The organism is Citrobacter sp. Igbk 14 (genome assembly GCF_028069825.1).
Lineage (GTDB): Bacteria > Pseudomonadota > Gammaproteobacteria > Enterobacterales > Enterobacteriaceae > Citrobacter.
In genome coordinates this window covers 15,316-30,171 of record NZ_JANEWM010000013.1, presented here as the reverse complement: position 1 = coordinate 30,171, position 14,856 = coordinate 15,316, and the positions used below count along the sequence as shown (strand labels likewise).

12 protein-coding genes are annotated in these 14,856 nt (G+C 54.2%); 4 read left to right on the top strand and 8 right to left on the bottom strand.

The genetic code is table 11. The features are described 5' to 3' along the window. The first annotated feature begins 3 nt into the window (after positions 1–3). The 3 genes from nrfF to gltP all read left to right on the top strand — a co-directional run bounded on the left by nrfF (position 4) and on the right by gltP (position 4,490). On the top strand, positions 4–2,217 hold the full coding sequence (nrfF, locus tag NNN64_RS07285; RefSeq protein ID WP_271440985.1) for a heme lyase NrfEFG subunit NrfF: 2,214 nt from the start codon (positions 4–6) through the stop codon (positions 2,215–2,217). Continuing rightward, positions 2,214–2,834, top strand: a complete 621-nt coding sequence (nrfG, locus tag NNN64_RS07280; RefSeq protein ID WP_271440964.1) for a heme lyase NrfEFG subunit NrfG — start codon at positions 2,214–2,216, stop codon at positions 2,832–2,834. Before nrfF ends, nrfG begins: the two co-directional genes overlap by 4 nt. A 345-nt stretch (positions 2,835–3,179) precedes the next feature. Continuing rightward, on the top strand, positions 3,180–4,490 hold the full coding sequence (gene gltP / locus NNN64_RS07275; protein ID WP_271440963.1) for a glutamate/aspartate:proton symporter GltP: 1,311 nt from the start codon (positions 3,180–3,182) through the stop codon (positions 4,488–4,490). A gap of 103 nt (positions 4,491–4,593) precedes the next feature. On the opposite strand, the gene yjcO is transcribed toward gltP, so the two are convergent. Both yjcO and fdhF read right to left on the bottom strand, forming a co-directional pair. Beyond that, complete coding sequence (gene yjcO, locus NNN64_RS07270; protein WP_271440962.1) at positions 4,594–5,277, bottom strand: Sel1 family TPR-like repeat protein YjcO; 684 nt, start codon at positions 5,275–5,277, stop codon at positions 4,594–4,596. A gap of 91 nt (positions 5,278–5,368) precedes the next feature. Then, a complete protein-coding gene (gene fdhF, locus NNN64_RS07265; RefSeq protein ID WP_271440961.1) occupies positions 5,369–7,516 on the bottom strand; it encodes a formate dehydrogenase subunit alpha in 2,148 nt (715 codons plus the stop codon). A gap of 288 nt (positions 7,517–7,804) precedes the next feature. Here fdhF and NNN64_RS07260 point away from each other — a divergent pair, with 288 nt between their 5' ends. After that, the gene (locus NNN64_RS07260) at positions 7,805–8,536 is read left to right on the top strand and encodes a response regulator (RefSeq protein WP_271440960.1); all 732 of its coding nucleotides are present in this window, start codon (positions 7,805–7,807) and stop codon (positions 8,534–8,536) included. Positions 8,537–8,622: 86 nt separating this feature from the next. Here NNN64_RS07260 and NNN64_RS07255 read toward each other — a convergent pair whose 3' ends face one another. From NNN64_RS07255 to NNN64_RS07230, 6 genes are all read right to left on the bottom strand, one after another. Then, positions 8,623–9,627 carry a carbohydrate kinase family protein gene (locus NNN64_RS07255; RefSeq protein ID WP_271440984.1) on the bottom strand — a complete coding sequence of 335 codons (1,005 nt, stop codon included), beginning with the start codon at positions 9,625–9,627 and terminating at the stop codon, positions 8,623–8,625. Next, positions 9,624–10,484 (bottom strand): ketose 1,6-bisphosphate aldolase, encoded by an 861-nt coding sequence (locus NNN64_RS07250; protein WP_271440959.1) that lies wholly within the window; start codon positions 10,482–10,484, stop codon positions 9,624–9,626. Before NNN64_RS07250 ends, NNN64_RS07255 begins: the two co-directional genes overlap by 4 nt. 14 nt (positions 10,485–10,498) lie before the next feature. After that, positions 10,499–11,182: a D-lyxose/D-mannose isomerase gene (locus tag NNN64_RS07245; protein WP_271440958.1), complete on the bottom strand. Its 684-nt coding sequence runs from the start codon at positions 11,180–11,182 to the stop codon at positions 10,499–10,501. A 120-nt stretch (positions 11,183–11,302) separates the two neighbouring features. Then, positions 11,303–12,244, bottom strand: coding sequence for an ABC transporter substrate-binding protein (locus NNN64_RS07240; protein ID WP_271440957.1), 942 nt, complete (start codon positions 12,242–12,244; stop codon positions 11,303–11,305). Positions 12,245–12,332: 88 nt separating this feature from the next. Then, complete coding sequence (locus NNN64_RS07235) at positions 12,333–13,328, bottom strand: ABC transporter permease subunit (protein ID WP_271440956.1); 996 nt, start codon at positions 13,326–13,328, stop codon at positions 12,333–12,335. After that, positions 13,321–14,844, bottom strand: coding sequence for a sugar ABC transporter ATP-binding protein (locus NNN64_RS07230; protein WP_202037148.1), 1,524 nt, complete (start codon positions 14,842–14,844; stop codon positions 13,321–13,323). Before NNN64_RS07230 ends, NNN64_RS07235 begins: the two co-directional genes overlap by 8 nt. Positions 14,845–14,856: the final 12 nt, after the last annotated feature.

The window sequence follows — 14,856 nt, the reverse complement described above, 5'->3', positions numbered from 1 at the left end:
TATCTGGACGTCTTCCTTCCTGAAGCCGGTTTTCTGGCTCTGTTGTTAAGTTTCGGGGTCAACGTGTTGACCCCGCTTGTCGCGCTGGTGGGGCTCCGCCGGCGCTGGCAGGGTGTGATGCAGCTGGCCTGCGTGGGGACGTGGACGCAATTTACGCTACAGCTGATCGCTTTTGCCATTCTGTTCTTCTGTTTTATGACCAGCGACTTCTCGGTTGTCTATGTTGCTCAGCATAGCTATAGCCTGCTGCCGTGGGGACTAAAACTGGCGGCGGTGTGGGGCGGTCATGAAGGATCGCTGCTGCTGTGGGTGCTGTTTCTTTCCGGCTGGAGCGCGCTGTTCGCTCTTCGCTATCGGCGTGATACCGACGCGCTTTTTCCGCTGACGCTCTGCGTCCTGTCAATGATGTTGGCCTTACTGCTGCTGTTTGTCGTGGTGTGGTCCGATCCGTTCGTGCGCATCTTCCCGCCAGCCATTGAAGGACGCGATCTTAATCCGATGTTGCAGCATCTTGGGCTAATCCTCCACCCTCCGCTGCTCTATCTGGGTTACGGTGGATTGATGGTTGCGGCTGGGGTTGCGCTGGCTTCGCTGCTGCGTGGCGGCTTTAGCGCAGAAACTGCATGGGTCTGCTGGCGCTGGGCTTTACCCGGCTGGTGTGCGTTGACGCTGGGCATCATCCTCGGCTCCTGGTGGGCGTACTGCGAGCTGGGTTGGGGCGGCTGGTGGTTCTGGGACCCGGTGGAAAATGCCTCTTTATTACCCTGGCTTTCTGCCAGCGCGTTGCTGCATAGTTTGTATGTCTCGCGCCAGCGCGGGCTCTTCCGTCACTGGTCGCTGCTGCTGGCCATCGTCACACTGATTCTATCGCTGCTCGGGACGCTGATTGTGCGTTCCGGCATCCTGGTGTCTGTTCATGCTTTCGCGCTGGATAATGTCCGCGCCGCGCCGCTGTTTGCACTATTTTCCGTCTTAAGCCTGGCGTCGCTCGGGCTGTACGCCTGGCGGGCACAGGATGGTCGCCAAACTGCGCGTTTCGGCGGTTGGTCGCGCGAGATGTTAATTCTGGTCGCGTTACTGCTTTTTTGTGCGGTGCTACTGATTGTGCTGATCGGCACGCTCTATCCCATGATTTACGGTCTGTTTGGCTGGGGGCGACTCTCGGTTGGCGCACCGTACTTTAACCGCGCCACGTTGCCGTTTGGGTTATTGATGCTGGCGGTCATCGTTATCGCAACCATCAGAAGCTGGAAAGGATCGCTGCGAAGCCAGCTTCCGGCCCTGTTAGCGCACAGTGGGGTACTGGTTTTCGCGGCGGGGATCGTGTTTTCCAGTGGCAGTCGTCAGGAGATTAGCCTGAATCTGAGTCCGGGCCAGCAGGTTGAGCTGGCAGGTTATCTCTTCCGTTTTGAGCGCCTCGACCTGGAAGCAAAAGGAAATTACACCAGTGAAAAAGCACTGATTTCGCTGTGGCAGGATGAGAAACGTATCGGCAGTCTTCAACCCGAACGGCGCTTCTATGCCGCGCGTCGCCAGCAAATGATGGAGCCGGGTATCCGCTGGAATCTGCTGCATGACTGGTATGCGGTAATGGGCGAAAAAACAGGGCAGGATCGTTATGCCATGCGCTTATACGTGCAAAGCGGCGTGCGCTGGATTTGGGGGGGGGGACTGCTGATGGTATTTGGTGCGCTGCTGAGCGGCTGGCGGGGAAGGAAACGCCCTGAGTTATTGCCTGATGGCGCTGCGCTTATCAGGCCTACGAGTGAAAAGCCTGGTAGGCCGGATAAGGCGTTCACGCCGCCATCCGGCAAAACGATGTTACTTATGCTCTTGCTGATTTTTCTACCTTTCATCACGCATGCTCAGGTTGTGGACACCTGGCGCTTTGCAAACCCGCAACAGCAGGAAAAGGCGCTGTTTATTGCCAGCCAACTGCGGTGTCCACAATGCCAAAACCAAAACTTACTGGAATCCAATGCGCCGGTGGCGGTCAGTATGCGTCACCAGGTTTATAGCATGGTTGAAGAGGGTAAAAACGAAGCAGAGATCACTGCCTGGATGACCGCGCGTTACGGTGATTTCGTTCGTTATAACCCCCCACTGAATGAGCAAACGCTGCTGCTATGGGCGCTACCGTGCGTGTTATTGCTGCTGATGGGCGTGGTGATTTGGCGGGTGAGATCGCGCCAGCGTACTGAGGAGGACGAGCGATGAGTCACTCCGAACGCGCCGTGGCACCGTTTCGTCCGATGCCGGTAAAACGGCTGGTTACCGCGGTTGTGATGATGGTTATTGCCTGCATCGGAGGTTATCTGTTAACGCCAAAATGGCAGGCTGTCCGTCAGGAGCAAGCACGACTGGCCGACCCATTGCACGCGTTCTCTGATGAAAATATTCAGGAAAAACAGCTGCTTTCTTTGCAGTCGCAGATTCGTGCCACGCCACAGGACGGTGTGTTATGGGCGCAACTGGGGGAATATTATCTTTGGCAAAATGCGTATCACAATGCACTGCTGGCCTATGAGCAGGCGCTGCGTTTTCGGGGTGAAAACGCCGAAATCTATTCGGCGTTGGCGACGGTATTGTATTACCAGGCCGGACAGCATATGACACCGCAAACGCACGAAATGATAGATAAATCCCTGGCGCTGGACGGCAACGAAGTCACCGCGCTGATGCTGTTGGCTTCTGATGCGTTTATGCAGGCTGATTACGTACAGGCGATTTCAATGTGGCAAAAAGTAATGGATTTAAACTCGCCAAGGGTGAATCGTGCGCAGTTGATCGACTCCATTAATATGGCGAAGTTGTTGCAGAATCGGCAAAAATAAATTTGTTTTTTTTGTGATTTGTATCATTTTGCCTGTTTAAAAAACAGGCAGTCGAACAAGTGGGTAAAAAAAACTCACGGAAGAACTTCTTCATTTTTTATCAAATAAAAATTCTTTTATAACAAAAAGTTATTCATGATTACCGATATAAACTCGCGTTTTTATGCATAATTTCAGCTAAACCCCCTGTTCTGAAAGGCTTGCGCGAGATAGCGTGCAAATGATAATGATAATAAGCGTTAAAAAACTCTATAAACGAACGCAACACAAATCATACCCTTTCAGTATGTACTGTTCTCGCATTTTTATATGCGGAATAGCGCTCCATCGAGGAAGTCCGTTGTTATGAAAAATTTGAAAGTCAGCCTGGCATGGCAGATCCTCATCGCCATGGTGCTGGGCATTTTGCTAGGGAGTTACCTGCACTACCATAGTGACAGCCGCGAATGGCTGGTATTAAACCTGCTGCAACCGGCGGGTGATATCTTTATCCACCTGATTAAAATGATCGTCGTGCCCATTGTAATTTCCACGCTGATTGTGGGTATCGCCGGGGTGGGGGATGCAAAACAGCTGGGCCGTATTGGCGCCAAAACCATTATCTATTTCGAAGTGATCACCACCGTGGCGATTATCCTCGGTATTACGCTGGCAAACGTATTCCAGCCAGGTACCGGTGTTGATATGTCGCAGCTGGCGACTGTGGATATTTCGAAATATCAAAGCACAACGGCAGAAGTGCAGAGTCATGCACATGGCCTGATGGGTACAATTTTGTCACTGGTGCCGACCAACATCGTTGCGTCGATGGCGAAAGGTGACATGCTGCCGATTATCTTCTTCTCAGTGCTGTTCGGTTTAGGTCTGTCTTCTCTGCCTGCCACGCACCGTGAACCGCTGGTTACCGTGTTCCGCTCTATCTCCGAAACCATGTTTAAAGTGACCCACATGGTCATGCGTTATGCGCCGGTCGGTGTCTTTGCGCTGATCGCCGTCACGGTCGCAAACTTTGGCTTTGCCTCCTTGTGGCCGTTGGCGAAGCTGGTGCTGTTGGTGCATTTTGCCATCCTGTTCTTTGCACTGGTGGTGCTGGGTATCGTGGCGCGTGTCTGTGGTCTGAGTATCTGGATCTTAATCCGTATCCTGAAGGATGAGCTGATTCTGGCGTATTCAACCGCCAGTTCTGAGAGCGTACTGCCGCGTATTATTGAGAAAATGGAAGCCTACGGTGCACCGGCATCAATCACCAGTTTCGTGGTGCCGACCGGCTATTCATTCAACCTGGATGGTTCGACGTTGTACCAGAGTATCGCCGCTATCTTTATTGCCCAGCTGTACGGTATTGACCTGTCGTTGTGGCAGGAAATCGTGCTGGTACTGACGCTGATGGTAACCTCGAAAGGGATTGCAGGTGTGCCGGGCGTATCGTTTGTGGTGCTGTTGGCGACGCTGGGCAGTGTGGGGATCCCGTTGGAAGGTCTGGCATTTATCGCCGGTGTTGACCGTATTCTCGATATGGCGCGTACTGCGCTGAACGTGGTGGGTAACGCGCTGGCGGTACTGGTAATCGCCAAGTGGGAACACAAATTTGACCGCAAGAAAGCGCTGGCCTATGAGCGTGAAATATTAGGTAAGTTTGATAAGACCGCTTTGTAGGCCGGATAAGGCAACGCCGCCATCCGGCAACCTGCTCCGGGTTGCCTGATGGCGCTACGCTATCAGGCCTACAACGACTACGTTCATCCGGCAATGCCAACCGTTACCCGTTCGTTAACTTATCAAACTCTTCGCAGCCGGTATCGAATCCTTCTGTACAGCTCAGATTCAGCCAGTGCAGCGCCTTCTGTTTATTCTTTTCGATAAAACCCTGCTCGCCGTTTAAGAACATCATCCCGGCCCAGTATTCGGAATACCCGGTGCGAGAAATGGCCGAGCTACGTTTGAAATACCAGGTGGCTTTCTCATCGTCGGCAGGAATACCCACGCCATTGGCGTAGATCAGTCCGAGCAGCATTTGCGCATCGACAGCGGAGTCGTTCTCCAGGTTTTCCGAGGCGTTTTGCAGCAATGTAATCGCTTTGGGGTAATCTGTGTGCCCGGCCTGCGTGTTCACCAGAATTCTCGCCAGCGTAATTTCCCCCGCCTTACTACCTGCCTGGGTCGCTTTTTCGGCCAGCGTTTTGGCTTGTGGATAATCCAGACTGACTGGGTTGGTTATCTTAATTTGCGCCAGTAAGGCCCAGGCATCCGCATCACCGCTGTCGGCTGCTTTTTGGGCCCAGTATTCGGCTTTGCTCAAATCGCCTGAACTAAACCAGGTATCGGCGAGAAAGTATTGTGCGCGTCGGTCTCCAGATTCGGCTGCCTTCAGAAACTGACTGCCAGGCTCTTCGGCATGAACAAAGCCTGTTATTAGCAACATCAAGGCGAAAAGTCGTTTCATCTTATATTTAGATTTAGAGTAGGGAATGGACAGTATAGAGAGATTATTGGCATAAAAAAACGGCCTCCGAATGGAGGCCGTCAGGGGAAGCTTAACCCATCGCGCTTTCGCGCAGGCTGGCTTTCAGCTTGGTGTACTCATCAATCACATACTGTTCGGCAGCACGCTGATCGGCAATGCGTTCAACATTAACGGCACAGTATTTGTACTCCGGCGTTTTGGTAATCGGGCTTAAGTTCTCGGTTACCAGTTCATTACATGCACCAATCCACCATTGATAGGTCATGTAAATCGCGCCTTTGTTTGGACGATCGCTTACTGCAGCGCGGGTGATAACCCGGCCTTTACGCGAGTTAACCCACACTAGCTCTTCATCCTGAATGCCTAGGCGTTCAGCGTCAGCAGTGTTGATCTGGGCATAGCCCGGCTCATCAGCCAACGCAGCCAGTGCCGCACAGTTACCGGTCATAGAACGGCAAGAGTAGTGGCCGACTTCACGCACCGTTGACAGTACCATTGGGTACTCTGGGGTGAGTTTGTCGATTGGCGCTACCCAGTCACAAGTGAAGAACTGCGCCAGGCCGTTCGGGGTGTCAAACTTCTCTTTGAAGAGGTAAGACGTACCCTGATCGGCGTCTGAGGTGTCGCGGCAAGGCCACTGGATATAACCCAGTTCGCCCATCTTCTCGTAAGTGGCACCGTAGAAATCCGGGCACAGATGACGCAACTCGTCCCAGATTTCCTGGGTGTTGTTGTAGTGCATCGGGTAACCCATACGGGTGGCAATTTCACTGATAATCTGCCAGTCCGTTTTCAGATCCCACTTCGGCTCAACGGCTTTAAAGAAGCGCTGGAAGCCACGGTCAGCCGCGGAGAATACGCCTTCATGCTCACCCCATGACGTAGACGGTAAAATAACGTCTGCGGCAGCAGCGGTTTTGGTCATGAAGATATCCTGCACGATGACCAGTTCCAGATCTTCAAAGCCTTTGCGCACTGCGGAGAGTTCAGCATCGGTCTGTAATGGATCTTCACCCATAATGTAGGCCGCACGAACTTCGCCATGGGCCGCACGGTGCGGCAGCTCGCTGATGCGATAGCCGGTGTGTGCAGGCAGGCTTTCCACGCCCCAGGCTTTGGCGAATTTCTCGCGGTTAGCCGGATCTTTCACGTACTGATAGCCCGGATAGGTATCCGGCAGCGCACCCATGTCACATGCGCCCTGAACGTTGTTCTGGCCACGAACCGGGTTAACACCGACGCTTGGCTTACCGAGGTTACCGGTCAGCATGGCGAGGCTGGTCAGTGAACGCACGGTTTCCACGCCCTGATAGAACTGGGTAACACCCATGCCCCACAGGATGGCCGCGCTTTTCGCCGAAGCATACATACGTGCAGCCTGACGGATATCCTGAGCGCTAACGCCAGTAATATCTTCGACGGACTCCGGCGTATAGCCTTCGACAATCTTGCTGTACTCTTCGAATCCTTCCGTACGCGAGGCGACAAACGCCTGGTCGTACAGTTTTTCTTCGATGATGACATGACCCATAGCGTTAAGCAGCGCGATGTTCGAGCCGTTTCTCAACGCGATGTGCATGTCGGCAATACGCGCAGTTTCAATTTTGCGCGGATCGCAGACGATAATTTTCGCCCCGTTGCGTTTAGCGTTGATCACGTGATTCGCCACGATAGGGTGGGAATCCGCCGGGTTGTACCCGAAGATGAACACTAAATCTGTGTTATCAATTTCATTGATAGCATTACTCATTGCGCCGTTACCGACCGATTGGTGCAGACCTGCAACCGAAGGGCCGTGTCAGACGCGAGCGCAGCAGTCAACGTTATTGGTACCAATAACGGCGCGCGCGAATTTTTGCATTACATAGTTGGTTTCGTTACCCGTACCGCGAGATGAACCGGTCGTCTGAATGGCGTCCGGGCCATACTTCGCTTTGATGGCGCTCAGGCGATCGGCGACGTAATTAAGCGCTTCATCCCAGGAAACGGATTCCAGTTTGCCGCCACGCTGGCGACGGATCATTGGGGTCTTCAGACGAGGGGTCAGGATCTGGGTATCATTAATAAAATCCCAGCCATAGTAGCCCTTCAGACACAGGGTACCCTGGTTGGTTTTCCCCTGCGCCGCTTCAGCCCGGACGATTTTGCCGTTATCGACCACCAGGTTGATTTTGCAACCTGATGCGCAATATGGGCAAACCGTGACGACTTTTTTCATCGGTCTCGCTCCAGTTAATCAAATCGCGCATACGCGCTTGTCGCTTTCGTTATGCATCTTTTATGCCATGTTTTTATCAGGGGCATTCGCCGATAATACGGGCGAATTTTGCGCAAAACCCTGACGAAAAACAGGCTGTCGTCATATTTGACGTGACGAATCTTCAATACGTGACGCCCCGGCAGTGTGACCGAGGTTATGTTTCCCACATGTCCTTGTGCCTTATCGCTGTCACTCTGTGCAGAATCAATCACACTCATTTAAGTTGGCCAGAAATGGGGAGGAACGATGAAGCCAGCCATACTGGTTGTGGATGATGACGAGGCAATCTGCACATTGCTCCAGGATGTGCTGAGTGAACACGTCTTTGCGGTGACCGCCTGTCATACCGGACAGGATGCGCTGCGCTGCGTTGATACTCAGCCGGATATCGCGCTGGTATTGCTGGACATGATGTTGCCCGATATTAATGGCCTGATGGTGCTTCAGCAGGTGCAAAAAATAAGACCGGGATTACCGGTGGTGATGCTGACAGGGTTAGGTAGCGAATCGGATGTGGTTGTGGGGCTGGAAATGGGGGCTGACGATTATATCGGCAAACCGTTCAATGCGCGGGTACTGGTGGCGCGGGTAAAAGCCGTGCTCAGGCGTGTCGGTGTTTTAACACCTGAAAGCAGCGGTCCACAAACCACGGGGTTATCCTTTAATGGCTGGCATCTGGATACCGCAGGTTGTCAGTTACGTAATCCTCAGCAGTTGAAGGTGGACCTGACGCAGGGCGAATACAGTCTGCTGCTGGCGCTGGCACAGAACGCCCGCCGGGTGCTTAGCCGCGAACAATTGCTGGAGTTGACGCGCAGCGACAGCGTTGAGGTGTTTGACCGCACTATTGATGTGTTAATCATGCGACTACGGCGAAAGATAGAGGTTAACCCTCATCAGCCGATGTTGATTAAAACCCTGCGCGGGCTGGGTTACGTTTTTGCCGCCGACGTGCAGCATCACGATAAGGCGGCGTGATCTGCGCAGTTGCCGGATGCGGCGTAAACGCCTTATCCGGCCTACAAAAGCGATAACGACCCCGTAGGCCTGATAAGCGTAGCGCATCAGGCATCAGCCATTCCGGCTTTTAACTCCTCCAGCGTTTTTGCGCCGTCGATTGCATTGGCACACAGCAGGCTTGCCCGCGCGCAGGCGTGTGCCAGCCTGATACTGTCCGCTAACGACCAGCGCTCGTGGCAGCCATACAGAAAACCGGCGCAAAATGCATCTCCTGCCCCGACACTGCCGACGATCTCTTCCTGGGCCAGAAATTGTGAGGGTATCCAGGTGCCAGCCTGATCAGGATCTTCACCCCATGCGCCTTCCGGACAGTGGATCACCACCCGCTGGCGTACACCCGCGTCCAGTAGTTCACGGGCGGCAGTAGCGATGTGCGGAATATGCAATTCGCCGTTGGGCTGGCGGATCTCCAGTCTGCTGAATTCCCCGGCCTCCAGTTCATTGATCACCAGATAGTCGAGATGGCGAAGCGCTGGCATCACCAGTGGCTGGTAGCGAGGATCGCCTTTGCGTGAGACCAGATCCAGTGACGTTTCAAAGCCATTTTCACGCATTTGTGCCAGTAGTCGTGCGCTTCGCGTACCGAACTCGTCGTCAGGCATGTCCAGACTATCGAGCAGCAGCAGATAGCCCAGATGGAAAATTTTCATCGAGGTATCCAGCAGCTCAAACGCAGGCAGATCGAGTAGCCGATTGGCACCCGGTGAGTGAAAAAAGGTGCGCTGGCCGCTGGGATCGGTCATCACCTGCGACATCGACGTGGGGGCTGATGTCGTGCGCTGAACATGCTGGCGATTAACGTGATACTGTTCCAGCATCGCCATGATATAGTCGCCATCGCTGTCCTTGCCAATTAAGCCCACTGCCTGCAACGGTAGCCCGGTGTGCATTTTTGCCAGCGTGAGCAATACGTTAAGCGGAGCCCCCCCCGTTGCGCGTTCGCTATGGGTTATCTCCGCCAGCCAGCCGCGTTCTGGCCACTGCACAATCTGATGTACATGATCGACCAGCATGTTACCTGCGGCGATAATGCCTTTACGTTCCATCAGATCTGCCCCGCGCTACCAAAAATACGCATCTGTTCAGAAACGGTATCGGTAATGGCTTCCTCAATACTCAGCAGCAGTTCGGCGAATTCGTCGTACAGCGGTTGGCGATTAGCCATACGCGACTCTACCGCAGCCAGTGCCGCCTGCGACATACCGGTGTAGAAGTTGATTTTGTGAATGCCAAGCTCGATTGCCCGACGGAAATCGTCGTCGCTAATGCCGGAGCCGCCGTGTAGTACCAGCGGAATTGCCGCCTGTTGGCGAATAGCGTCCAGACGGGGAAAATCGAGTTGTGGCACGCCTTTGTACTTGCCGTGTGCATTGCCAATAGCAACGGCCAGCGCATCAATACCGGTTCGATCGACGAAATCCCGTGCCAGCATGGGGTCGGTAAACAATGATTCATCGGCATGACCATACAGTGCTCCGCCTTCATCGCCGCCCACCGCACCGAGCTCTGCTTCCACCGACACACCCACCGCATGACACATCTTCACGACTTCGCGGGTTTGACGGATATTGTCTTCGTATTCCAGCGTGGAACCATCAAACATGACCGAACTGAAGCCTAAGCGCAGCGCCCGAACCACTGACTCAAAGTGCAGGCCGTGGTCAAGGTTTAGTACCACCGGAATATCATGGCGTGCGGCTTCAAATTTGACCGCTTCGACGAGGGAGTCCAGCGAGATATATTTAAAATGCACTTCGGCAATGTTGATAATAAAAGGCGAACGTTCCTGTTTTGCGGCGGCAAACAGCGCGCGCAGGAAGTGTGAGTCCAGTACGTTAAATGCCCCTAAGGCATAGCGGTGCTCGCGGGCATGGGCAAGCCCATCGGCGAGGGAAATTAACGGCATAATACGCTCCTTGGTTAACGGAACAGGCGGTACTCGTTACACAGCACCAGATGCGCCGGTTCGTCTTCTTCAATGTCGTTATAGCGGGCTATCGGTTGCAGAAAATGGTTATCGTGGTCGTCGTCATTGACGGAAGAAACCTCACCGACCAGCACGTCACCAAACCCTTCCTCAGCCCAGAAGCTGTGATACAGACCGGGCGTCAAACAGATGCTTTCCCCTGGTGCCAGGCGTAGCTGGCTACCTGCAGCATGGGTTTGTCGGCAACCATCAATGACCACATTGACGTCGCTGTCCTCCGTTTGTTCTCTGATACCGGCGTTCCACAGTTCGACAATCAGATTGCCGCCGCCGCGATTGATGATGTCTTCACGCTTGCGCCAGTGAAAATGCATCGGCGTAACCTGGGCATCGCGAACATGCATGATCTTCTCTGCGTAGCACTTCTCGTATGGCATGCCTTTTGGCGAGCCATTTCGCAGGGTGAACAGCGTTAAGCCCTGAGCGGCGAAATTGTCGCCGCCAAATGCGGTGACATCCCAACCCAATTTGAGGTCAAAGACTTCACTCCAGGCGGAAGCATCAAGTTTTCGCCATTGCGTGGGTGGGAAGCTGGCGAAAGCGGGGAGATGCACGTCGTGCTGGGAAAAAAACTGGCGTGTGTGGCCAAGAATTTCGTTTATTGCGGAGCGTTTCATGGACAGAATTCTCCTGAGTATAATGCCGAATGGCGCTGTGCTTATCCGGCCCACAAATTCATATCGATCTTGTAGGCGGGATACGGCATTTTTGCCGCCATCCGGCGTTGTTGTGGCGGGTTATTTCACCGTCCAACCCTTATAGCTACCGACGTTGTTTTTATCGATCATCGTCACTGGGATCAGCACAGGTTCTTTCGGCGCGGGTTTCCCCTGTAATATGTCATAGCCGATTTCGACTGCCTTGGCTGCCATTACCTGCGGATCTTGTGCCGGAGTCGCCACAAATAGTGAGTTTTCGCGCTTCAACGCTTCTTCGCCGTCCGGCGATCCATCTACGCCGACAATAAAGAATTCATTGCGCTGTGCCTGTTTCGCTGCCAGATCGGCACCGATCGCAGTCGGATCGTTAATGGCGAATACGCCGTCGATCTTCGGATTAGCCGCCAGCAGTGCGGTCATAATCTCCAGGCCGCCTTCGCGACTGCCTTTGGCGTTTTGGTTATGTGATAGCACCTTGATATCGGGATGGCGTTTGAATTCAGTCTGGCAGCCTTCCACGCGGTTCTGAACGGCGGAAACTGGTGGCCCGTTGATGATCACCACGTTGCCTTTACCTTTCAGGCGGTCGGTGATGTATTTACAGGCCATTTCGCCTGCCTGGGTGTTATCGGAGGTGATGGTTGCATCAGCACCTTCCGCCGCCACGTCAACGGCGACCACCACGATCCCCGCGTCTTTCGCGCGTTTTACCGCTGGGCCGATGCCTTTGGAATCCGCTGCGTTAAGAATGATCATGTCGACTTTGGCAGCAATAAAGTTGTCGATTTGCGATACCTGTTGCCCCAGGTCGTAGCCGCTGGAGACCAGCGTCACTTTGACGTTATCACCGGCCAGTTTACGCGCTTCCAGCTCTGCGCCTTTGGTTATCTGCACGAAGAACGGGTTGGCCAGATCGCCCACCGTAACGCCGATCGATTTCAGTTCTTTTGCCTGCACAAACGGAGCTGCAGCAAGCAGTGCGCCAGCACAGAGCGCGGTCACTAATGGCTTCAAACGCATACTCGTTTCCTCACGTAGGGTATTGTTGTTATACGCCTCATGGCGCTGCGCTTATCAGGCCTACGAATATGTAGGCCAGTAAGCTTGTCTATGCACTTTGATGGTGTCGGGTACGGTATTTGTCGATCAGCACCGCTATGATGATCACCGCCCCTTTGATCACCAGTTGCCAGAAATAGGAGACGCCCATTAGCGTCATGCCGTTATTAAGCGTGGCAATAATCAGCGCCCCTACCAGCGTGCCGGTGATGGTGCCAATACCGCCGACAAAGCTGGTGCCGCCGAGGATCACCGCGGCAATCGCGTCCAGCTCATAACCCATCCCTAAGTTGCCGTTGGCGCTGTACAGCCGCGAGGCGCTCATCACCCCACCAAGGCCCGAGAGCAGACCGCTCATGCCATAGACGAACAGTAGCACCAGCCAGACTTTGATACCGGTTAAACGTGCGGCCTGCATATTGCCGCCAACCGCGTAGATATGGACGCCCAGCGTGGTGCGGCGCAGAATGAACCAGCACACCACCACCACCGCCAACGCAACCACCACCAGCCACGGTACCGGACCGAGATAGTTATTGCCGATCCACTCAAAGCTGATGTTGGAGTTGATAACCGTCGTGCCATCCGCCAGCAGATAGGCCGCACCACGTAACGCGGTATAAGTCCCAAGCGTGACGATAAACGGCGGCAATCCGGCGAAGGCAACCAGTGCGCCATTGAACAGCCCCAGCACCAGGCCGAGCATCAGCGCCGCCGGAATCGACAGCATGGCAAACTCAGGAATAAGAGAAACGACCATGGCCGCAACGGCGGTGGTGCCGAGAATTGAACCGACGGAGAGATCGATCCCGCCGGTCAGGATGATGAAAGTCATGCCGGCCGCCAGGACGATATTGATCGACGCCTGGCGGGTAATATTCAGTAGGTTGCTCTCAGTAAAAAAGTTTGGCGCGATAAAGCCAAACACCGCCACAATCAGGATCAGAATAGGTAAGATGCCGACCGTTTGCATTAGATCGCTCATCAACATCTTTTTCGCAGAGGCGGATTTCGCCACTTGCTGGGGAGGGGTTGGATTATTCATGGGGCACCGCCTGATGATGGGAGTCGTTCACGCCGGTTGCCAGCGTCATAATGTTTTCCTGGGTAATGCTTTTCCCGTCCAGTTCGCCGGCAATACTGCCTTCCCGCATGACATATACCCGATCGCTCATGCCGACCACTTCCGGCAATTCACTGGAGATCATCAGGATCGCCACGCCTTTGCGCGCCATATCGTTCATGATCCGGTAGATCTCGCTTTTGGCACCGACGTCTACGCCGCGCGTGGGTTCATCAAGGATCAAAATGCGGGGGCCGATCGCCACCCAACGCGAGATCAGCAATTTTTGTTGATTGCCGCCGGACAGCCCACCCGCCCGTACCTGAGCATGCGGCACGCGGATGTTGAGTAATTGAATCGCGTCATCGGAAATGGCCTGCGCTTTTTTGCGATCGAGCAACCCCCAGTTGGCATCACGTTCCAGCGTCGCCATGGTGATGTTCTCCGCTGCCGCCAGTTCTAAAAATAACCCCTGTTCTTTGCGGTTCTCCGTCAGAAAGCCAATACCGTGGTCAATTGCTTCACGTGGGGAGTGGATCACTACCGGTTCGCCGTCGACTTCAATCATGCCGCCGATCGCTTTGCGTACGCCAAAAATCAGCTGCGCCAGTTCGGAACGTCCGGCTCCCACCAGACCTGCAAGGCCGACAATCTCCCCAGAGCGCACCAGCAGACTACACGGTTGCACTTTGTTGCCATCTGTCAGGTGATGAACGTTCAGGCGCGCTTTGCCTAAGGGAATATCGCGCTCCTTGTTGAACAGGTCGCTCAATGGGCGGCCAACCATCATGCGCACCAGTTCCGAAGCATTAAGCTTGTCGCGGGTCAGGCTACCGACATACTGCCCATCGCGCAGGACGCTGACGCGATCGGACAATTCATAGACTTCCGCCATGCGGTGACTGATATAGATAATCGCCATTCCTTCATCGCGCAGGCGCATGATCAGTTCAAACAGGCGGTGCGTTTCACGTGAGGAGAGGGCGGCGGTGGGTTCATCCATCACCAGGATACGACTGTTACGGTGTAGGGCGCGGGCGATTTCGACCTGCTGCTGCTCGGCGATGGTCAGCGTCATTACCCGGTCGCTGGCCTTAAACTGGGCTCCGAGTCGGTCGATAACCTTCTGCGACTGCATCACCATCTCTTTGCGCTGGACCAGACCACCGCGCGACAATTCACTGCCGAGGAAGATATTCTCCGCCACTGTCAGGTTAGGTGCGAGCTGCATCTCCTGATAAATCAGGGTAATGCCGGCACTTAACGCATCCTTTGGTCCACGAATATGAAAAGGCTGTCCGTCAATCAGGATCTCGCCGCTGGTGGCGGTATAGGCCCCCGCGAGGATCTTCATCAGGGTGCTTTTCCCCGCACCGTTTTCGCCCATCAGGGCATGGATCTCACCCGGCCAGACCGTTAAATCGACCCCTTTCAGCGCGTAAAATTTGCCAAACGCTTTGGCAATGTTGCGCATTTCCAGAACCGGTGTCCTGCTCATCGCGGATCTCCT

Coding starts and splice junctions, on each gene's coding strand:
- NNN64_RS07240 (WP_271440957.1), bottom strand. CDS start 12,244: ATGCGTTTGAAGCCATTAGTGACCGCGCTCTGTGCTGGCGCACTGCTT.
- gltP (WP_271440963.1), top strand. CDS start 3,180: ATGAAAAATTTGAAAGTCAGCCTGGCATGGCAGATCCTCATCGCCATG.
- NNN64_RS07250 (WP_271440959.1), bottom strand. CDS start 10,484: ATGCCGTTAATTTCCCTCGCCGATGGGCTTGCCCATGCCCGCGAGCAC.
- NNN64_RS07235 (WP_271440956.1), bottom strand. CDS start 13,328: ATGAATAATCCAACCCCTCCCCAGCAAGTGGCGAAATCCGCCTCTGCG.
- nrfG (WP_271440964.1), top strand. CDS start 2,214: ATGAGTCACTCCGAACGCGCCGTGGCACCGTTTCGTCCGATGCCGGTA.
- NNN64_RS07230 (WP_202037148.1), bottom strand. CDS start 14,844: ATGAGCAGGACACCGGTTCTGGAAATGCGCAACATTGCCAAAGCGTTT.
- NNN64_RS07260 (WP_271440960.1), top strand. CDS start 7,805: ATGAAGCCAGCCATACTGGTTGTGGATGATGACGAGGCAATCTGCACA.
- NNN64_RS07245 (WP_271440958.1), bottom strand. CDS start 11,182: ATGAAACGCTCCGCAATAAACGAAATTCTTGGCCACACACGCCAGTTT.
- yjcO (WP_271440962.1), bottom strand. CDS start 5,277: ATGAAACGACTTTTCGCCTTGATGTTGCTAATAACAGGCTTTGTTCAT.